At 61.6% G+C, this 19,558-nt stretch carries 17 protein-coding genes, 6 tRNA genes and 1 pseudogene; 19 read left to right on the top strand and 5 right to left on the bottom strand.

Annotated features, from left to right (window positions below; all coding sequences use genetic code 11):
• The first annotated feature begins 8 nt into the window (after positions 1–8).
• The 8 genes from ACEN93_RS09170 to ACEN93_RS09135 all read left to right on the top strand — a co-directional run bounded on the left by ACEN93_RS09170 (position 9) and on the right by ACEN93_RS09135 (position 6,838).
• Entirely contained in the window at positions 9–356 is a 348-nt protein-coding gene (locus tag ACEN93_RS09170; RefSeq protein WP_039772859.1) for a DUF4389 domain-containing protein, read from the top strand.
• Positions 353–805 (top strand): phosphohistidine phosphatase SixA, encoded by a 453-nt coding sequence (gene sixA, locus ACEN93_RS09165; protein WP_007957806.1) that lies wholly within the window; start codon positions 353–355, stop codon positions 803–805. Before ACEN93_RS09170 ends, sixA begins: the two co-directional genes overlap by 4 nt.
• A gap of 81 nt (positions 806–886) precedes the next feature.
• Positions 887–2,542 carry an AMP-binding protein gene (locus tag ACEN93_RS09160; RefSeq protein WP_134334275.1) on the top strand — a complete coding sequence of 552 codons (1,656 nt, stop codon included), beginning with the start codon at positions 887–889 and terminating at the stop codon, positions 2,540–2,542.
• A gap of 31 nt (positions 2,543–2,573) precedes the next feature.
• Positions 2,574–3,017 carry a hotdog fold thioesterase gene (locus tag ACEN93_RS09155; RefSeq protein WP_007957810.1) on the top strand — a complete coding sequence of 148 codons (444 nt, stop codon included), beginning with the start codon at positions 2,574–2,576 and terminating at the stop codon, positions 3,015–3,017.
• A gap of 118 nt (positions 3,018–3,135) precedes the next feature.
• Complete coding sequence (locus tag ACEN93_RS09150; protein WP_039772855.1) at positions 3,136–3,942, top strand: alpha/beta fold hydrolase; 807 nt, start codon at positions 3,136–3,138, stop codon at positions 3,940–3,942.
• Entirely contained in the window at positions 3,939–4,793 is an 855-nt protein-coding gene (locus tag ACEN93_RS09145) for an alpha/beta hydrolase (protein WP_495611323.1), read from the top strand. The genes ACEN93_RS09150 and ACEN93_RS09145 overlap by 4 nt, the downstream gene beginning before the upstream one ends.
• Positions 4,794–4,920: 127 nt before the next feature.
• Positions 4,921–5,727, top strand: coding sequence for a DUF4892 domain-containing protein (locus ACEN93_RS09140; protein WP_495611322.1), 807 nt, complete (start codon positions 4,921–4,923; stop codon positions 5,725–5,727).
• 70 nt (positions 5,728–5,797) lie between these two features.
• Positions 5,798–6,838, top strand: coding sequence for an AI-2E family transporter (locus ACEN93_RS09135; RefSeq protein ID WP_039772850.1), 1,041 nt, complete (start codon positions 5,798–5,800; stop codon positions 6,836–6,838).
• A 654-nt stretch (positions 6,839–7,492) separates the two neighbouring features.
• On the opposite strand, the gene xopAW is transcribed toward ACEN93_RS09135, so the two are convergent.
• The 3 genes from xopAW to ACEN93_RS09120 form a co-directional block, all read right to left on the bottom strand.
• On the bottom strand, positions 7,493–8,350 hold the full coding sequence (xopAW, locus tag ACEN93_RS09130; protein WP_495611321.1) for a XopAW family type III secretion system calcium-binding effector: 858 nt from the start codon (positions 8,348–8,350) through the stop codon (positions 7,493–7,495).
• A 110-nt stretch (positions 8,351–8,460) separates the two neighbouring features.
• Positions 8,461–9,510, bottom strand: coding sequence for a sensor histidine kinase (locus tag ACEN93_RS09125; RefSeq protein ID WP_103387434.1), 1,050 nt, complete (start codon positions 9,508–9,510; stop codon positions 8,461–8,463).
• Complete coding sequence (locus ACEN93_RS09120; RefSeq protein ID WP_085668032.1) at positions 9,510–10,259, bottom strand: response regulator; 750 nt, start codon at positions 10,257–10,259, stop codon at positions 9,510–9,512. Before ACEN93_RS09120 ends, ACEN93_RS09125 begins: the two co-directional genes overlap by 1 nt.
• Positions 10,260–10,554: 295 nt before the next feature.
• On the opposite strand from ACEN93_RS09120, the gene pyrF reads away from it, so the two are divergent.
• The gene (gene pyrF / locus ACEN93_RS09115; protein WP_007960372.1) at positions 10,555–11,253 is read left to right on the top strand and encodes an orotidine-5'-phosphate decarboxylase; all 699 of its coding nucleotides are present in this window, start codon (positions 10,555–10,557) and stop codon (positions 11,251–11,253) included.
• Positions 11,254–11,305: 52 nt separating this feature from the next.
• Here the strand turns inward: pyrF and ACEN93_RS09110 are convergent, their stop codons facing one another.
• Positions 11,306–12,310, bottom strand: a complete 1,005-nt coding sequence (locus ACEN93_RS09110) for an NADP-dependent oxidoreductase (RefSeq protein ID WP_039772847.1) — start codon at positions 12,308–12,310, stop codon at positions 11,306–11,308.
• A gap of 228 nt (positions 12,311–12,538) precedes the next feature.
• Here ACEN93_RS09110 and ACEN93_RS09105 point away from each other — a divergent pair, with 228 nt between their 5' ends.
• The 4 genes and pseudogenes from ACEN93_RS09105 to ACEN93_RS09090 all read left to right on the top strand — a co-directional run bounded on the left by ACEN93_RS09105 (position 12,539) and on the right by ACEN93_RS09090 (position 16,970).
• Positions 12,539–13,300: an SDR family oxidoreductase gene (locus ACEN93_RS09105; protein WP_007917441.1), complete on the top strand. Its 762-nt coding sequence runs from the start codon at positions 12,539–12,541 to the stop codon at positions 13,298–13,300.
• 196 nt (positions 13,301–13,496) lie between these two features.
• Positions 13,497–14,897, top strand: coding sequence for an aminotransferase-like domain-containing protein (locus ACEN93_RS09100; RefSeq protein WP_103387432.1), 1,401 nt, complete (start codon positions 13,497–13,499; stop codon positions 14,895–14,897).
• A gap of 108 nt (positions 14,898–15,005) precedes the next feature.
• Positions 15,006–16,109: pseudogene (locus tag ACEN93_RS09095) on the top strand (HAMP domain-containing protein); the annotation flags it as partial.
• On the top strand, positions 16,089–16,970 hold the full coding sequence (locus ACEN93_RS09090) for a methyl-accepting chemotaxis protein (RefSeq protein ID WP_371857911.1): 882 nt from the start codon (positions 16,089–16,091) through the stop codon (positions 16,968–16,970). The pseudogene ACEN93_RS09095 and the gene ACEN93_RS09090, both read left to right, overlap by 21 nt.
• Before the next feature lie 635 nt (positions 16,971–17,605).
• Here ACEN93_RS09090 and ACEN93_RS09085 read toward each other — a convergent pair.
• Positions 17,606–18,364 carry a hypothetical protein gene (locus ACEN93_RS09085; RefSeq protein ID WP_011335462.1) on the bottom strand — a complete coding sequence of 253 codons (759 nt, stop codon included), beginning with the start codon at positions 18,362–18,364 and terminating at the stop codon, positions 17,606–17,608.
• 388 nt (positions 18,365–18,752) lie between these two features.
• Here ACEN93_RS09085 and ACEN93_RS09080 point away from each other — a divergent pair.
• From ACEN93_RS09080 to ACEN93_RS09055, 6 genes are all read left to right on the top strand, one after another.
• A tRNA-Glu gene (locus ACEN93_RS09080) sits at positions 18,753–18,828 on the top strand.
• Positions 18,829–18,830: 2 nt separating this feature from the next.
• Positions 18,831–18,906, top strand: a tRNA-Gly gene (locus tag ACEN93_RS09075).
• Positions 18,907–19,010: 104 nt separating this feature from the next.
• Positions 19,011–19,086 (top strand) — tRNA-Glu (locus ACEN93_RS09070).
• Between the two features lie 3 nt (positions 19,087–19,089).
• Positions 19,090–19,165 (top strand) — tRNA-Gly (locus ACEN93_RS09065).
• 58 nt (positions 19,166–19,223) lie between these two features.
• Positions 19,224–19,299 (top strand) — tRNA-Glu (locus ACEN93_RS09060).
• A gap of 2 nt (positions 19,300–19,301) precedes the next feature.
• Positions 19,302–19,377, top strand: a tRNA-Gly gene (locus tag ACEN93_RS09055).
• Positions 19,378–19,558 lie beyond the last annotated feature (181 nt).

Below are 19,558 nucleotides of genomic sequence, written 5' to 3'. Positions count from 1 at the left end.
AGCAGGCCATGAACGATCCGAAAACCGAAGCCAAATATGAATCCATCCTCCTGCGGGTGTTGTGGATGATTGTTTACATCCTGGTCTGGCAGGTGGCGCAGTTCATCCTCGGCGCGGTGGTGCTGGTGCAGTTGATCTATCGTTTGTTCTATGGCGCCCCAAGCGCCAGCCTGATGAATTTCGGCGACAGCCTGAGCCAGTTTCTGGCGCAGATCGGCCGTTTCGGCAGCTTCCACAGCGACCAGAAACCCTGGCCGTTCGCCGACTGGCCGGCGCCGCGTACGCCGGAAGGTGAAGCGCCACACGTTGTCGCGCCGGCACCGCATCCGGCCCGGGATGAGGAACCCAAGCTATGAAACTCTGGGTATTGCGTCACGGTGAGGCCGAGCCCTATGGCTCGCGCCCCGACTCCGAGCGGGAACTGACCGCCCACGGTCGCAAGGAAGTGTTGAGCAGCGCGGCCCGTTTGATGGGCCAGCCGCTGACGGCGATCTACGCCAGCCCGTACCTGCGGGCGCAGCAGACGGCGCAACTGGTGCGCGAGGCGCTGGGCTTCGAGCCGGAAATCCGTACAGTCGAGTGGTTGACCCCGGAAGTTGACCCGGACCGCGTGGCCGAGCAACTGGTGTCGGTGAGCAACGTGCTGCTGGTCAGCCACAATCCGCTGGTGGGCAATTTGCTCAGCTACCTGCAACACGGTGCGGGCTACCCACCGGAAAAGGTCAGCACCGCCGGGCTCGCCGAGCTTGAACACAGCGAGTTGCTGATCGGCTCGATGACGCTCAACAGCCTTAAACATCCCTGAAATTTTTTGTATGAAATAGTCAACCAAGCACTTGCTTGGTTGACTACGCTTGCTCCAGACCAAAAAACAGGAGCGAGTCGAATGTCTTCCGCCTTCCGTTTGCCGCTGGACGTGTTTTACGAACGCGAGGCCCGGCACCCGCGTCAGCGTTTTCTGGTGCAGCCGATCGGCGGCGGGCAGGTCGAGACACTGACCTGGGCCGACGTCGGCCATCAGGCCCGCTGCGCGGCGCACTGGCTGCGCTCCCGGGAATTGCCGCAAGGCAGCCACATCGCCCTGATCTCGAAAAACTGCGCGCACTGGATCATCGCCGACCTGGCGATCTGGATGGCCGGGCACGTTTCGGTGCCGCTCTATCCGAACCTCACCGCCGAATCCGTGAATCAGGTGCTGACCCACTCGGAAAGCGTGCTGGCGTTCATCGGCAAACTCGATGACTGGCCGGGCATGTCGCCGGGTGTACCGGCCGGCCTGACCACCGTCAGCCTGCCGCTGCATCCACCGGGCACATTCGATTTCAACTGGGATGACCTGCAACGCAGCTCGCCGATCCAGGACGATCCGCGTCCCGCCGCCGAGCAACTGGCGACGATCATTTACACCTCCGGCACCACCGGCCAGCCCAAGGGCGTGATGCACAGCTTCGCCAATCTCGGGTTTGCGACGACGCGCGGCACGCAGTTGTTCGGCCTCAATGAGAACGACCGGCTGCTGTCGTATCTGCCGCTGTGTCATGTGGCCGAACGGATGTTCGTTGAACTGGCGTCGATCTATACCGGGCAGACAGTTTTTTTCGCCGAAAGCCTCGACACCTTTCTTGCCGATCTCAAGCGGGCGCGGCCGACGGCGATGTTCGGGGTGCCGCGGATCTGGACCAAGTTCCAGATGGGCGTCTACAGCAAGATCCCGGCAAAACGTCTGGATTTCCTGCTCGGTCTGCCCTTTATCGGCAAACGGATCGGCCACAAGGTATTGGCGGGGTTGGGGCTGGATGCGTTGCGCGTGGCGCTGTCCGGTGCGGCGCCGGTGCCGCTGACCCTGTTGCGCTGGTATCAGAAACTCGGGCTCGACGTGCTGGAGGTCTACGGCATGACCGAAAGCTGCGGTTATTCGCACATCTGCCTGCCGGGGCAATACAAGGAAGGCTGGATCGGCCGGCCGTGCCCCGAAGTTGAAGTGCGGATCGACGAGTCGGGTGAAGTGCAGGTGCGCAGCCAGGCGAACATGCTCGGCTATTTCAAGGAACCGCAGAAAACCGCCGAGACCCTCACCGAAGACGGCTTCCTGCGCACCGGCGACAAGGGCGAACAGGACGCCGAAGGGCGCTTGCGCCTGACCGGGCGGCTCAAGGAAATCTTCAAGACCAGCAAGGGCAAATACGTCGCCCCGGCGCCGATCGAAAACCGTCTGGCGGTGCATTCGCGGATCGAGCAGGTCTGTGTGGTCGGCGATGGCCTGAGTGCGCCGCTGGGGTTGTGCGTGCTCTCGGCGGTGGGCCGGGAAGAGCCCCGCGCGCCGCTGCATTCGAGCCTGGAAAAATTGCTGGAGGAGGTCAACGCCGTGCTCGACAAGCACGAGCGCCTGCGTCGGCTGGTGGTGGTCAAGGACAGTTGGGCAGTGGAGAACGGCTTCCTCACCCCGACCTTGAAGATCAAACGCAACATTATCGAAGACACCTACGGAGCTCGTTTCGAAGAATGGAGCGAGCGCAGCGAGGCGGTGCTGTGGCAGGATTGAGCGTCGATCAAAACAACAAAGGAAGCCTGCGATGACCTTGTGGCGCACCACTCCGAACATCGAGCAGTTGAACGCAATCCAGAAAAACACCATCGGCGAAGTGCTGGACATTCGCTTCGAGTCCTTCGACGAAGAATCGCTGACGGCCAGCATGGTCATCGACCATCGCACCCATCAGCCTTACGGCCTGTTGCACGGCGGCGCCTCGGTGGTGCTGGCGGAAACGGTCGGGTCGATGGCCAGTTACCTGTGCATCGACGCCAGCAAGTTCTATTGCGTGGGCCTGGAAATCAACGCCAACCACTTGCGTGGCTTGCGCAGCGGACGAGTGACGGCGGTGGCCAAACCGATTCACATCGGCCGCACCACCCACGTCTGGGACATCCGCCTGACCAGCGATGAAGGCAAGGCCAGTTGTGTGTCGCGTCTGACCATGGCGGTGGTGCCGCTGGGAGAACAACCGCCGGCGCGTTGATGGCCGCAGCGTCATAGCCCTGACCGGACTGTCATCATTCCTGGCAGTTACGGTCATTGCCGTAGGACACGGTCTTACGGACAATCAACGCCTGTTTTCCGCTCATGGATTTGCCGGTATGTCGCAACCGATCTTCTTCGCCCACGCCAACGGTTTCCCTTCGGGCACCTACGGCAAACTGTTCGCGGCGCTGGCGCCCGAGTACCGGGTCGCGCATCTGGAACAACATGCCCATGACCCGCGTTTTCCGGCGGGTGACAACTGGTATCACCTGGTCGATGAACTCATCCATCATCTTCAACAGCAAGACGAGCCGGTGTGGGGCGTGGGCCATTCCTTCGGCGGCATGCTGCATTTGCACGCCGCACTGCGTTGCCCTGAACTGTATCGGGGCGTGGTGATGCTCGATTCACCGGTGCTGACCCGCACCGATCAATGGGTGATCCGCGCCGCCAAGCGCTTTGGTTTCATCGACAAACTGACCCCGGCCGGCCGCACGCTGGGGCGCCGCGAAGAGTTTGCCGATCTGGACAGTGCCCGTGGTTATTTCGCCGGCAAGACATTGTTCCGCAGCTTTGATCCGGAATGTTTCGATGCCTATCTGCAACACGGTCTGCACAAGGTCGGTGACAAGCTGCGTCTGCGCTTCGATCCCGCGACCGAGATCAGCATCTATCGCGGCGTGCCGCACACCAGTCCTGCGCATACCCGGCAATTGAAAGTGCCGCTGGCGGTGGTACGTGGACACAAGAGCCGCGTGGTGATGAACCACCACACCCGATTTGTCGGACGCCTGCCTCAGGGTGAGTCGCTGACCGTGCCTGGCGGCCACATGTTTCCGCTTGAGCGTCCGCAGGACACCGCACAATTACTGAAAAACCTGTTCAATCGCTGGGAGCGCCGGCAAGACAAGGATTGCGCATGAACCCGACCGTTGAAGAAGTGCGCCTGAGCCTGCCGCATATCGAACTGGCGGCCCACCTGTTCGGCCCGGAAGACGGGTTGCCGGTGATCGCCCTGCACGGCTGGCTGGATAACGCCAACAGCTTCGCGCGCCTGGCGCCGAAGCTCAAAGGCTTGCGCATCGTGGCGCTGGACATGGCCGGTCACGGGCATTCCGGGCACCGGCCGAACGGCGCCGGTTACGCACTGTGGGACTACGCCCATGACGTGCTGCAGGTCGCCGAGCAACTGGGCTGGAAACGTTTCGGCCTGCTCGGGCATTCCATGGGCGCCATTGTTTCGCTGGTGCTGGCCGGCTCGTTGCCCGAACGCATCACCCATCTGGCGTTGATCGACGGAGTGATTCCTCCTACCGACAAAGGCGAAAATGCCGCCGAGCGCATGGGCATGGCCTTACAGGCGCAGCTCGATCTTCGGGAAAAGCGCAAACCGGTCTACAACACCCTCGACCGGGCGATCGAAGCGCGGATGAAAGGGCTGGTGGCGGTCAGTCGCGAAGCCGCCGAACTGCTGGCGCAACGCGGTCTGATGCCGGTGCCCGGCGGTTACACCTGGCGCACTGACAATCGTCTGACGTTGCCGTCGCCGCTGCGTCTGACCCAGGAACAGGCGATGGCGTTCGTCCAGCGCATTGCCTGCCCCGCGCAGTTGGTGGTCGCCGCCGACGGCATGCTGGCCAAACATCCCGAGCTGCTGGACCGTCTGCCCTTTGCCCGGGAACAGCTGCCGGGCGGGCACCATCTGCACCTGAACGATGAGGCCGGGGCCGAGCTTGTCGCAGACTGTTTCAATCGGTTCTTCGCCATTCCTTGACTTGCTCCCGGCAACTGTCGAGGCTGGGCGGGTTGAAATGGGAGACAACCAAGATGGATTTCTACACCGCTGCGACTTCGAACTGCCCTCAAGGCACCCAGGCCATGCCCCTGCGATGAGCCTGTCCATGCGATCTATCAGTCTGCTGGCGCTGTGCTGTTTCAGTCCCTTTCTAATCGCTGCCGATCTGCCGGGCAGTCAGGATCTGCCGATCGTGCCGCGTCTGGCCGATGCGCAGATCGTCGACTATCGCCCCGCCGTGGAGCTGGAGCGGATCTACCCGCTCGGCTCGATCCGCAAGATCAGCGGCCAGTTGCGTTTCGACGGCCAGGTCAGTGCCCGGGGGCAAACCACCTCGGTGACCTATGAATTACCGCCGGAACATTCCGCCACCGAAGCCTTTACCCTTGCCCGCGAAGCCCTGCAAAAGCAGGATGCCCAGCTGTTGTTCTGGTGTCAGGCCCGGGATTGCGGCGAGAGCAGCCTGTGGGCCAACGAGGTGTTCGGCAACGCCAAGCTGTACGGTGCCGACGAGCAGCAGGCCTATCTGCTGTTGAGGCTCGCGGCCCCGCTCGACAACACGCTGGTGGCGCTGTACAGCATCACCCGCGGCAATCGCAAAGCCTATCTGCACGTTGAGCAGTTCGAGGCGCTGGCACCGCTCGGTGACCTGCTGCCGACCTCGGCCACGCTGCTGCGGGAACTCAAAAGCACCGGTGAGCTGGATTTTCCAAAGCTCGCCGGCGATCCGGATGACACCTGGCTGCGCTTGCTGTCCCGTGGTTTGAACCTCGACACCACCTTGCGGGTGACGGTGTCCGGGCCCAAGGCCGAGGCCTGGCGGCAGGCGCTGATCGGGCAGGGCGTGCGCGCCGCGCGAATGGAAACCGGCAGTGTCGACGGCGAAGGTCTGCGCATCGATCTGTTGCGATAAGGTGTCTTTGGCGGACACGCTCGACGTGTTCGCCTACTCTTTGCCTGACTGATTTTTTTCGAGATTTCACATGCCCAATAATGATCGTCTGTTGGTGCAGATCCTGTTGCTGGTGCTGTTTGGTGCCAGTTTCTGGGTGATGGCGCCGTTCTGGTCGGCGCTGTTCTGGGGCGCGGTGCTGGCGTTTGCCAGTTGGCCGCTGATGCGCTTGCTGACCCGCTGGCTCAATGGCCGGGAATCCCTGGCGGCCCTGGTTCTGACCATGGGCTGGATGTTGCTGGTAGCGGGGCCGCTGGTGTGGCTCGGCTTTAACCTGGCCGATCACGTACGTGACGCTACGGCGTTCATCAAGGATGTGCAGGTCGACGGGCTGCCCGAGGCGCCGAGCTGGCTGGGTGGCGTGCCTTTGGTGGGCGAACGGCTGGTGGGGATCTGGAACAGCATCGATCAGCAGGGCGCGGCGCTGATGGTGACGGTCAAACCCTATCTGGGGCAGGTCGGCAACTGGCTGCTGGCGCGCAGTGCGCAGATCGGCAGCGGGATTCTCGAGCTGACCCTGAGCATTGTCTTCGTGTTCTTTTTCTACCGCGACGGGCCGCGGCTGGCGGCATTCGTGCACAGTCTGCTGGAGCGCTTGATCGGTGATCGGGCCGGGTACTACATCGATCTGGTGGCCGGTACCGTGCAACGGGTGGTCAACGGGGTGATTGGTACAGCGGCGGCGCAAGCGGTGCTGGCGCTGATCGGGTTCCTGATTGCCGGCGTGCCGGGGGCGCTGGTGCTGGGGATCGTGACGTTTCTGCTCAGTCTGATTCCGATGGGGCCACCGCTGGTGTGGATTCCGGCCACGGCATGGCTGGCCTGGAAGGGCGAGTACGGGATGGCGGTGTTTCTCGGGATCTGGGGGACGTTCATCATCAGTGGCGTGGATAACGTGCTCAAGCCGTATCTGATCAGCCGGGGCGGGAATCTGCCGTTGGTGATTGTGTTGCTTGGGGTGTTTGGCGGGTTGATTGCGTTTGGGTTTATCGGGTTGTTTATCGGGCCTACGCTTTTGGCTGTTGCTTATAGTTTGTTGACGGATTGGAGTAAGAGTCAGGCTCGGGTTTGAGGCTTTTGACTTGGCGGCCTTTGGGCCGACCAGGTTTTGGGTTGACTGTGTACATATCCGTTTCTTCGGGTGCTGCGGCTGACGGTTTCGCCCTTACGGCGAGTCCCTTTTGGCAAACGCCCCAAAAGGAACCAAAAGGGCTTGCCCCAACGTCCGGCGCCTCGCTGTGGCTCGGCGTTCCTTCGCTCCGGGATTGATCCGGGGGCATCGCCTACGGTTTGCTTCGCTGCACCTCCTCTCGATGCATGCGGCTGCGCCGCACGGTCGCTGCGCTCCCACCCCCGGATAAATCCCTCCACTCAGCCTTCCGAAGGGGCCGGTACGTCAAAAGCGGTACTCGAGCTAACGCTCATTGTGTTGAGTGGTGGGAAGCCAAAGCCAAAGCGAAAGCGAAAGCAGATTCTGGTGCTGGTGCTGGTGCTGGTGCCAATGTCGATGCAGGAGCAGGTGCTGGCGCAGTAGTGAACTTATGTGTTTCAAAACCCGAGTTCACTTCGGTATTTCACGTCGGTGTAGTTCGCTTAAACACCTCGGTCGGTCCCCTCTCCCTCTGGGAGAGGGCTAGGGTGAGGGCAGCTTTGATGACACACCGCAAAGCCAAAGCAAACCACTCACCCAGCCAACCTCAGTCGTCCCTCAAATCCTCACCCCATCTCAAGTCGCCACATTCAAATACTTGCCCACCGACGCAGTGCTTTCGAGCGAGTACTGCTTGCTCAGATTGGCAATCATGCGGTTCAGCGCTTCGGTGGTGGTTTGAGTATTGCTGGCGGTCTGTTCGTCGTCCGGGCGTTCGCGACCTGCATGCAGTGCAGCTTTCAGTTCGTCGCTGCTGACGCCTCCGCTGCTGTCGCTGTCCAGCATCTTGAGCAGGGCGGCGGCGGTGTCGGTGTTGTTCGAGGAGGTGCTGTCGCTGACTTGCAGCGCGCTGTTCAGTTCGGTGGCGGTAACCGTGCCGTCGCCGTCGGCATCGAGTTGGCTGAAGAGTTCGTCGCTGGAGGCTTGAGGCGGCGGGGGTGGCGGTGGGGTGAGGCTGGCGGCGAGTTCGTCCTGGCTGACGACGCCGTCTTCGTTCTTGTCCAGGGCCGAGAAGATTTTGCTGCTGTCGGCACTGCTGCCGGCGCTGGTCAGGCCGTTGCTCAGTTCGTCGCTGCTGATGGCGCCGTCGCCGTCGGCGTCCAGGGCGCTGATCAGGGCGTCGGCCAGTTGGGTGTTGGGGGCCTGGTCGCCTTGGGGCGGTGGCGGTGGGGTCATGGCGGTCATTTCTTCGGCGCTGAGGCTGCCGCTGGCGTCGCTGTCCAGATCGCCGAATTGTTTGCTCAGGCTGACCAGCAGGCCGTCGTTGGACTTCTGCGACAGGGCGCTGCCCAGTTCGTCCTGATCCACCGCGCCGTCGCCGTTGCTGTCGAGTTTGGCGAACAGTTCTTTTTGCAGCTGCTGGCTGCGGGCGTTTTGGGTGGAGGTGCTGCTGGTGCTGGTATAGCTCGTGTAGTTGCTGACGCTACCGATCATCGGGCTCACTCCTTGGACTGGAAAACCGGTGGGTGTACCGGCTTATGCAGCCTCAAGGTGCAAGGTGTCGTGGGTATGTGAGGTTTGTACCGGCCGGTACACAGTCAAACTCAGTGGCGAGGCAGCTGGATCACGGCGGTCAGGCCGCCGCCGGGCGTTTCTTCCAGGGTCAGTTGTCCGCCCTGGCGCTGCGCCGCTTCCCGGGCGATGGTCATGCCCAGGCCGACGCCGCCGGAGTTGCGGTTGCGTGATCCTTCGAGGCGGAAGAACGGCTCGAATACCGCTTCACGCTTGTCCGCCGCGATGCCCGGGCCGTGGTCGATGACGCGGATCAGCAGTTGTTCGCGCTGGTCTTGCAGTTCGATGTGCGCTTGGCCGGCGTAGCGCAGGGCGTTGTCCATCAGGTTGTTGATGCACGAGCGCAGGGCCATCGGCTGTACCTGCAACGGGGTGCAGTGGCCGCTGACTTGCACGTCAGCGCCTTGATCCTGGGCGTTTTCGCACAGTGATTCGACCAGCGCCTGCACGTCCATCAATTGCAAGGCTTCGCTGGTGCGCTGTTCGTGCAGGTAGGTGAGGGTGGCGTCGAGCATGCCGATCATGTCGTCCAGATCCTGGCGCATCTGGCCCTGCAGTTTGTCGTCGCTGATATTCTCCAGACGCAGTTTCAGCCGCGACAGCGGGGTGCGCAGGTCGTGGGAGACGGCGCCGAGCATCCGCGCCCGTTGCTGCACCTGTTCGCGGATGCGCTGCTGCATCAGGTTGAAGGTGTACGCAGCCTGCCGTGCTTCCCGCGGGCCGGTTTCGTCCAGTGGCGGGCTGTCGAGGTCTTCGCTCAGGCGCTCGGCCGCATCGCTCAGACGCTGGATCGGCCGGGTCAGCAGCTTGGCGCCGTACCAGGCGGCGATGATCAGCGAGATGAACTGGAAGGTCAGCGGCACGACCGGCCCGCCGAACCAGGGTCGCGGCGGACGGGGCGGGTAGCGTGGATCCTGAGCCGGCTGTTGACCGTCGAGGTTTTGCGAGAACTCCGGCGGCGGTGGCGGGGGCGGTGGGCCGTAGAGGCGGAACCAGGCGAAGGCCAGCAGGTGCGCCAGGACGATCGCCACCAACAGCATGCCAAACAGGCGGCCGAACAGCGTGTCGAAGCGCGCCCGCATCAGCCGATGTCTCGCGCGTCGAACAGGTAGCCTTCACCCCGAACGGTCTTGATCAGTTGCGGGGCTTTCGGGTCGTCGCCGAGTTTTTGCCGCAGACGCGAGACCAACAGGTCGATGCTGCGGTCGAAGGCTTCGATCGAGCGGCCACGGGCGGCGTCCAGCAACTGTTCGCGGCTGAGCACCCGGCGCGGACGTTCGATGAATACCCAGAGCAGGCGGAATTCGGCGTTGGACAGCGGCACCACCAGGCCATCGTCGGCGATGAGCTGGCGCAGGACGCTGTTCAGGCGCCAGTTGTCGAAGCGAATGTTCGCACGCTGTTCGCTGCGGTCGTCGCGCACCCGACGCAGAATTGTCTGGATCCGTGCCACCAGTTCGCGGGGTTCGAACGGTTTGGCCATGTAGTCATCGGCGCCCAGTTCCAGGCCGATGATCCGGTCGGTGGGCTCGCAGCGGGCGGTGAGCATCAGGATCGGGATATCGGATTCAGCGCGCAGCCAGCGGCACAGCGACAGACCGTCTTCGCCGGGCAGCATCAGGTCGAGCACTATCACGTCGAAATGCTCGGCCTGCATCGCCTGGCGCATGGCCGCGCCGTCGGTGACGCCGCTGGCGTGAATGTTGAAGCGGGCCAGGTAATCGATCATCAGTTCACGGATCGGCACGTCATCGTCGACGATCAGGGCGCGGATGCTCCAGCGCTTGTCGTCTTTCTGCTCGTCGTTCACGGAGGCTTGGGAGTTGTGCATGAGGCTGTTCATCTGCCAGTAGGCCGCCAACCACAAAGATAGGCTGCGAGGTTGTGGTTTCAGCATAGGCGTCCGGCCGTGAGGCGGGAAGGGCTGCTGTAAGGACTTGTTGCGGCTGGCGAGGCTAGCGCGGGCGCATGTTGCCGGCGTGTCGGCTGTGTATCGGGTTCGACACAATACCCTGCAAGGCTATGCTGATCACGGTTGGCGCGACGATTTACCGATCATCGGGTGCCGCGCCGCCGCCGGTTCCGCTACAATGCGCGCCGATTTCGACTTGCCTGAGAGCCCATCCATGTCCGCCTGCCAGACTCCTATCATCGTCGCCCTGGATTTCCCTACCCGTGACGCCGCACTGAAGCTGGCCGACCAGTTGGACCCGAAACTGTGCCGGGTCAAAGTGGGCAAGGAACTGTTCACCAGCTGCGCTGCGGAAATCGTCGGCACCCTGCGTGACAAGGGTTTTGAAGTATTCCTCGACCTTAAATTCCACGACATTCCCAACACCACGGCGATGGCGGTCAAGGCCGCTGCCGAGATGGGTGTGTGGATGGTCAACGTTCACTGCTCCGGCGGCCTGCGCATGATGGCGGCCTGCCGTGAAGAGCTGGACAAGCGCAGCGGCCCGCAGCCGTTGCTGATCGGCGTGACCGTGCTGACCAGCATGGAGCGCGAGGATCTGGCGGGTATCGGTCTGGACATCGAGCCGCAGGAGCAGGTGCTGCGTCTGGCGGCGCTGGCCGAAAAGGCCGGGATGGACGGTCTGGTGTGCTCGGCGCTGGAAGCCACTGCGCTGAAAACCGCGCATCCATCGCTGCAACTGGTGACCCCGGGGATTCGTCCGGCGGGCAGCGCCCAGGACGACCAGCGTCGCATCCTGACCCCGCGTCAAGCGCTGGATGCCGGTTCCGACTATCTGGTGATCGGCCGTCCGATCAGCCAGGCGGCGGATCCGGCCAAGGCGCTGGCCTCGGTGGTTGCCGAACTGGCCTGAGCGAACAGCTGAAGCATCAAAGAAGGGAGCCCGATGGCTCCCTTCTTTGTTTTCAGACCTTCAACACCAGCTTGCCGAAGTTCTCGCCGCTGAACAGTTTGCCCAAGGTTTCCGGAAAGGTTTCCAGGCCTTCGACGATGTCTTCCTTGCTCTTGAGTTGACCTTTGGCCATCCAGCCGGCCATTTCCTGGGCGGCGCTGGCGTACCGCGCGGCGTAATCCATCACCACAAAACCTTCCATCCGCGCGCGGTTGACCAGCAGCGACAGGTAGTTGGCCGGGCCTTTGACAGCTTCCTTGTTGTTGTACTGGCTGATCGCGCCGCAGATCACCACGCGTGCTTTCAGGTTGATACGGCTGAGCACGGCGTCGAGTATATCGCCGCCGACGTTGTCGAAATACACGTCCACGCCTTTCGGGCATTCGCGTTTGAGACCGGCCAGCACGTCTTCGCTCTTGTAGTCGATGGCGCCGTCGAAGCCCAGTTCGTCGATCAGGAACTTGCACTTGTCGGCGCCACCGGCGATGCCGACCACCCGGCAGCCTTTGATTTTGGCGATCTGCCCGGCGATGCTGCCGACCGCGCCCGCTGCACCGGACAACACCACGGTGTCACCGGCCTTCGGTGCGCCGACATCGAGCAGGGCGAAGTAGGCGGTCATGCCGGTCATGCCCAGTGCGGACAGATAAACCGGCAGCGGTGCCAGTTTCGGATCGACCTTGTAGAAACCTCTTGGCTCACCGAGGAAATAATCCTGCACGCCAATGGCACCGTTGACGTAGTCGCCGACGGCAAACCCCGGATTGTTTGACGCGACGACTTTGCCTACGCCCAACGCGCGCATGACTTCGCCCAGACCCACCGGCGGGATGTAGGACTTGCCTTCGTTCATCCAGCCGCGCATGGCCGGGTCGAGGGACAGGTATTCGTTCTTGACCAGAATCTGCCCTGCCGCCGGCTCGCCGACCGGTACTTCCTGATAGGTGAAGGTCTCGCGGGTGGCGGCGCCCACCGGGCGTTTGGCGAGCAGGAACTGGCGATTGGTCTGGTTGGTCATGACAGGCACTCGAATTGAATGAAGCCTTGTTGATAGACCTTCATGGGCGATGCCGCAAGGTTGGCTCACGGGGCGAATGCAGGTTGATCCAGTACGGTGATAGTCCCCGGCGGGGTTTCATCACTACGATTCATGCAAGCCTAACCGGCCTTTTGATAGTGCTGACGTCACTCAGGCCCCTGTGGCTATGCTGCCTTCATCAATCCCCCCGCATTCGAGGACATAACAATGAGCATGACGTTTTCCGGTCAGGTCGCCGTCGTCACCGGCGCGGCCAACGGCATTGGCCGCGCGACGGCCCAGGCGTTCGCCGCCGAAGGTCTGAAAGTGGTGGTGGCCGATCTGGATGCGGCCGGGGGCGAGGGCACCGTGGCGCTGATTCGTACAGCCGGTGGCGAAGCGACCTTCGTGCGCTGCAACGTGACCGTCGAAAGCGAAGTGAAAAATCTGATGGACGAGGTGATCAATACCTATGGCCGTCTCGACTACGCCTTCAACAATGCCGGGATCGAAATCGAGAAAGGCAAACTGGCCGAAGGCTCGATGGACGAGTTCGACGCGATCATGGGCGTCAACGTCAAGGGCGTCTGGCTGTGTATGAAGTATCAGTTGCCGTTGCTGCTGGCGCAGGGCGGCGGGGCGATCGTCAACACCGCGTCGGTGGCTGGATTGGGCGCCGCGCCGAAGATGAGCATCTATGCCGCCTCCAAGCATGCGGTGATCGGCCTGACCAAGTCGGCGGCGATCGAATACGCCAAGAAGAAAATCCGCGTCAACGCGGTATGCCCGGCGGTGATCGACACCGACATGTTCCGTCGCGCCTATGAAGCGGACCCGAAAAAAGGTGAATTCGCCAACGCCATGCACCCGGTCGGGCGCATTGGCAAGGTCGAGGAAATTGCCAGTGCCGTGCTGTATCTGTGCAGCGACGGTGCGGCTTTTACCACCGGCCATTCGCTGGCCGTGGATGGCGGCGTGACCGCCTTCTAAAGTGGCGTCGACCGAGACAAAGAATGACCCGCCCACTGGCGGGTTTTTTTTCGCCTCGGGAGCGGTTCCGTGAGTCCGCTAAACAATGTGTTTCAAATGGTGAGAACGGAGGCTTTTGGCGGTTTTGTCGCACAGCCTCAAGGGCGTGGCTGTGATTTACTGCCGCCAGCAAAAACGGACAGGAGTTTGCGTGCTCATGGAATTGAGAATTGACCGACAGGCAATGGTGCCGGTCGTACAGCAGATTGTCGACGGGTTGACCGAGTGGATCATGCAGGGGCAGGTGCCGCCGACGACGCGTCTGCCCTCCGTGCGGGAGATCGCACGGTGCAATCTGCTCAGCCAGTCCTGCGTCATGGAGGCTTGCGAGCGGCTGGTGGCGCAAGGGGTTCTGGCCTCGCGTCAGGGCTCGGGATTCATGGTGGCGGCTTCGTCGCCTGGTTGCTGCAAGGCGATCGATGGCTCGGGCTGTGAGGGGGAGCGCACCGGGGGCGATCCGGCCCTCCGATGGCGCGGCGGTTTGACGCTGGGGAGTGGCGTCCTGCCAGAGAGTTGGCGCGAGCCCGATGATCTCGGCTATGCGATCCGCGAGGTGACACGCGCCGACATGGCCAGCCTGTTCAACTACAGCACGCCTCTTGGGCTGCCGGCGTTGCGCGAACAGATTGTCAGGCGCCTCGGATTGCTGAATATCAAGGCTGCTGACGAGCAGGTGATGACCACCGCCGGCGCCAGCCACGCACTCGACCTGATCGTGCGGACCTTGTTCAAGGCCGGTGATTGCGTCGTGGTAGAAACCCCCGGTTATGCGCCGCTGTTCGATCTCCTGCGCTTGCACGGCGTGCGCATGCTGGAGGTTCGCCGTACGGCGGGCGGGCCGGATGTCGAGGCGCTCGAGGTGTTGTTGCAACAGTTTCGGCCCAGCGCGCTGTTCGTCAACAGTCACCATCACAATCCCACGGGCAGTTGCCTGCTGCCGGCGGTCGCCCGACGCATCCTGGAGTTGAGCAGGATCTACGATCTGCGACTGATCGAAGACGATGTATACGCCGATCTGCACAATGGCAGCGGCACTCGCCTGGCAGCACTGGATGACGAGGGAAGGGTGATTTACGTCGGCAGTTTTTCCAAGACCCTGAGCAGCTCGCTACGGGTGGGTTTCGTGCTGGCCGATGGCGAGCTGATCGAGCGGATGGCGCGGGTCAAGATGATCAGTTGCATGGGGACCCCGAGGTTCTGCGAGGCGGTGCTGGCCGGGATGCTGGCCAGTGGCGCCTATCGAAAACTGGTACAGCGTCAGCGTCAGCGGCTTTCCACTGATCGTGCGGCTGCTCTTCAGGCGCTGGAAGACGCTGACTGGGAGGTGTTCGGCAAGCCCACGGGCGGCCTGTTCATCTGGGCACGTTCGCCAGTGGCCGATGAGGCGCGCCTGCGCTGGCATGCTCTGCGATGCGGTGTGCAGTTGTCCTGCACAACATCGTTCAGTCCCAGTGGCGAAGCCTGCGACTGGCAGCGGATCAACGTGGCTTACGCCTGCGATCCGCGGGCACGGCAGTTTTTTCGCGACACCGCCATGGATCGACCTCGAACGTTCTGAAAACGACGCGTGCGTAGCTTTTTGCCATTATTCCGACGCCAGAGACTTGTGCTGGTTCAAGGCCGTTGCGAATCTTCGGCTACAGACTATGGCAGGGGACTACGCGCAATGATTTCGGCCGTGCAAGGACGTTTTGCCAACCTCGGTATGGCAAAAAAACTGGGTATCGGGTTTGTGCTGGTGTTGTTGCTGACTGCACTGGTGGCGGCGATTGGCGTCTGGTCCCTGCAGACCATCAGTCAGCGCTTCGACGGCCTCAAGCAGATGTCATCGCTCAACAGTGGCCTGCTCAAGGTGCGACTGCTGGAGCAGGACTACGCCTTGCACGGCAACCCGAAAACCGTCGATGCCTTGCATGAGGGGGTCGACGGCTTGATTGCCATGGCCGACCAACTCAAGGTTTTGTCGCCGGGCAATGAGTCGGTCATGAACGACGTCCAACAGTCATTGGGCGCGTACCGCAAGGCGTTCGATGAGTTCGTCTCGTTGTCCCAGGCCAAGGACCTGGCGCTGGAGATGGCCAGTTGGTCGGTGTCCAGCGTTGCCAACAATCTCGATGTGTTGCAGGCCGGTCTGGCCGACGACGGCGCGTACACCCTGAAAGACAGCGAGGGCAAGGACGGGGCGCAATTCATCGAGCAGGCCGGCCAGGTCAGTCAGGTCTCACGGTTGATGCTGCAGGCGATGAACGAGGCGCGGGTACGCCTGGATCAAAGCCGCAAGGGTGATGACAGCGCAGGTCAGGGCAATATCGAGCAGGCTGCCCAGGCTCAGGCCCAGGCCGAACAGCTCAAGTCCACGGTCAAGGACGAAGGCTATCTGACGGTGCTCAATGAAGTGTCCGGGCACATTGCCGGTTTCAGCGACAAGCTGGCCGAGTACACCGGGTTGCTGGCCCAGGAAAAGACTGTCTATCAACAGCTGCACCAACGGGCCGACGAAGTCGTGGCACGGGTCGATCAGGCGTATGTCGCGCAAGATGGCGCCATGCAGAGCGAACTGAAAAAGAATTCGGTGCTGATCATCGGCTCATCGGCGTTGGCATTGCTGGTCGGGCTGATTGCGGCGTGGGTGATTACCCGGTTGATCGTTGCACCGTTGCGCAGCGTGATTCACGTGGCGCAACAGATTGCGGCCGGTGATTTGAGCGCAACGATCGAGGTCTCCCGCCGTGATGAAATCGGTCAATTGATGCTGGCCATGCAGCAGATGGGCGCGGGCTTGAGCACGATTGTCAGCGGGTTGCAGGCGGGAATCGAACAGTTGGCCAGTTCGGCGCAATCGCTGTCGGCGGTGACCGAGCAGACCAACCTGGAGGTCAGCAGCCAGAAAGAGGAAACCGAACAGGTGGCGACGGCGATGAACCAGATGACCGCCACCGTTCACGATGTGGCGCGTAATGCCGAAGAGGCGGCGCTCGCAGCGCAGACCGCTGATGGCAAGGTCGAAAGCGGCCAGCAGGTGGTGCGCCAGAGCATGGCGCGGATCGAGCAACTGGCGGATTCGGCGACGTCGGCCAGTTCGAGCATCGAAAGCCTCAGTGCGGAAATCCAGAATATCGGCACGGTGCTGGAAGTGATCAAGAGTGTCGCCGAGCAGACCAATCTGCTGGCGCTCAACGCGGCGATCGAAGCGGCGCGGGCGGGCGAGCAGGGCAGGGGCTTTGCGGTGGTCGCCGATGAGGTGCGGGCGCTGGCCCGGCGCACGCAGCAGTCGACCGAGGAAATCGAGCGGCTGGTCAGCGCCTTGCGCTCGGCGGCGCATTCGTCGGTGCAGCAGATTCAGAGCAGTGGCGAACTGGTGAAACTGGCGGTGAGCGATGCGTTGCAGACCGAGAGTGCGTTGGGGAGTATTGCGGCGGCGGTTTCGTTGATTCAGCAGATGAACCAGCAGATTGCGGCGGCGGCCGAGGAGCAGAGTTCAGTGGCCGAGGAGATCAATCGCAGTGTGACGAGTATTCGGGCGAGTGCGGATCAGTCTTCGATTGCCATGCGCGGGAATGCGGCTTCGAGTGTTGAGCTGGCGCAGTTGGGGAGTGAGTTGCGGGGGATGGTGGGGCACTTTCGGCTTTGACCTTGGCGGCCTTTGGGCCGACCAGGTTTGTGGTTATGTTGAGTACATATCCGTTTCTTCGGTAACGGCTTCTTATGGTTTCGCCCTTACGGCGAGTCCCTTTGGCAAACGCCCCAAAGGAACCAAAGGTCTGGGCCCCTGCGTTCGGCCCCTCGCTGGGGCTCGGGGTTCCTTCGTTCCGGGATTCATCCGGGGGCATCGCCTACGGTTTGCTTCGCTGCACCTCCTCTCGATGCATGCGGCTGCGCCGCACGGTCGCTGCGCTCCCACCCCCGGATAAATCCCTCCACTCAGCCTTCCGAAGGGGCCGGTACGTCAAAAGCGGTACTCGAGCTAACGCTCATCGTTTTGAGTGGTGGGAAGCCAAAGCCAAAGCCAAAGCCAAAGCCAAAGCCAAAGCAGAAGCAAGAGTAGAAGAAGCAGAGGATGCAGAAGGTGCAAGGTGCAGCAGAGTGAGTTGCATACTTTTTAAAACCTGAGTTCACCTCGGTATTTCACGTCGGCGTACTTCTCCCGAACAACTCGGTCAGTCCCCTCTCCCTCCGGGAGAGGGCTAGGGTGAGGGAAAGCTTTTGATCTTCTTCTTTCAGGCAATAAAAAAGCCACCTCCCGGTGGCTTCTCTCTTTGACTGCACTCAGTCGTAAATCACTTTCTTCTTCCAGTCCGCATCAGCCTCGACATCTTTGAGGCCGGCAGTCAGTTGGTTTTCTTCGCCTTCGACCGGGGCGATTTTGTCCATGACCTGGGCGTTGGCGCGGGCCAGGAGTTTTTCCAGGTATTGGAGTTGTTCGGCGTAGATTTGCGGGTCCTGCTGTTTGCGCAGGTATTGCACGCCGCGTTCGAAGGCGAGGCGGGCCTGGCCGGGTTGGTTTTGCTGGAGGGCGTGTTGGCCGAGGTTGTTGAAGAACTCGATGTGCAGCAATACGAGGATGTGGCGGACTTCGCGGATCCAGTGTTTGGCTTCGTTCGGTGGCAGGAAGCCGTCCTGGGCGGCGCGGGTGATCTGGCCGTGGAGGGCTTCGAGGAGGAAGCGGACGTCCTTGGCTTTTGCTTCGGTCTGGATCGGGGCCGGCGGGTTGTTGACCGGGATCGATTCGCCCTGGGCGACCAGGGCGCTGAGTTCGGTGATGCGGGCCTTGGTGGTGGCGCTGGTCTTTTCCAGGTTCAGCAGGCGCTGGCAGACGTTCAGCTCGAGGCGAGTCAGCAGCAGTTTGAGGGCCGGGGTCATGAACTGGCCGGGGAAGGTTTCGGTCAGTTCGCCGCAACGGCGCAGGCGGTCGTTGAGTTCGACCTTGGTGCGGGCCTTCTCCAGTTTGGTGTTTTCCACCACATGGTTCATGTAGCCAATGGCGATCAAGATTGCGATCCCGGCTATGACTAGCAGGGTGATCATGAGTGGTGTCACCGGTAAGACCTCTTTATAGGGTTCGCGTGCGAGTGTAGTGGCTTGGCATACAGGAGCCTAGCGCCGCTCGACGGGTTTGGATCGGCGAAGCTGAATCTGTATCGGCCAGGAACCGGCTTATATAAATGCTGGCCCTTGGGGTGCAGATTGCCATCACCTGTGCCGTGGACTATAACGCCTTGGCGAGTGTCGGAATATAGGCGTCAATCGTCGGGCGACGCAAAAGCCGGAAACGGTGCGTAAAGCAGGTCGAAGTCATTGATTTAAATAAATTTATATCTGGGGGTTGACGACCTTTCAATCCATCCATAGAATGCGCGCCACTTGCAGCGTAAAGCACACAGCGAAACGCGGCAGGGAGTGAATGTTGTAGTGTGTCCCCTTCGTCTAGTGGCCTAGGACACCGCCCTTTCACGGCGGTAACAGGGGTTCGAGTCCCCTAGGGGACGCCAATGCGGGAATAGCTCAGTTGGTAGAGCACGACCTTGCCAAGGTCGGGGTCGCGAGTTCGAGTCTCGTTTCCCGCTCCAATTTTAAACAGCAACGCTTAAGGGCGGTGCTGAGTGAAACCAGAGCCAACTCTTCGGAGGCGGATCTGGACACCGAAACACACACCATGTGTTCCGGGTAGCGTGTCCCCTTCGTCTAGTGGCCTAGGACACCGCCCTTTCACGGCGGTAACAGGGGTTCGAGTCCCCTAGGGGACGCCATTTGCGGGAATAGCTCAGTTGGTAGAGCACGACCTTGCCAAGGTCGGGGTCGCGAGTTCGAGTCTCGTTTCCCGCTCCAAATTCAAAAAGCGCCGCTTTGCAAAGAGCGGCGTTTTTATTAGTGAAAGTTGTAGCCTGTCCCCTTCGTCTAGTGGCCTAGGACACCGCCCTTTCACGGCGGTAACAGGGGTTCGAGTCCCCTAGGGGACGCCATTGCGGGAATAGCTCAGTTGGTAGAGCACGACCTTGCCAAGGTCGGGGTCGCGAGTTCGAGTCTCGTTTCCCGCTCCAAATTCACAAAAACGCCGCTCAATAGAGCGGCGTTTTTGTATGCATGCGATTTGTGGTTAGCTGACTTCAATTCCAATGCAAAAAGGCCCGCTGAAGCGATTCGGTGGGCCTTTTTGCATTGGGTGTCTGTTTACCAGGACATCATCAAACCATCGTTGTCAGGCGCAGGAGGCGGTAAACG

The organism is Pseudomonas sp. Pseusp21 (assembly GCF_059492145.1).
The sequence above is the reverse complement of the archived record's forward strand: the minus strand, read 5'-3'. Positions and strand labels throughout refer to the sequence as shown.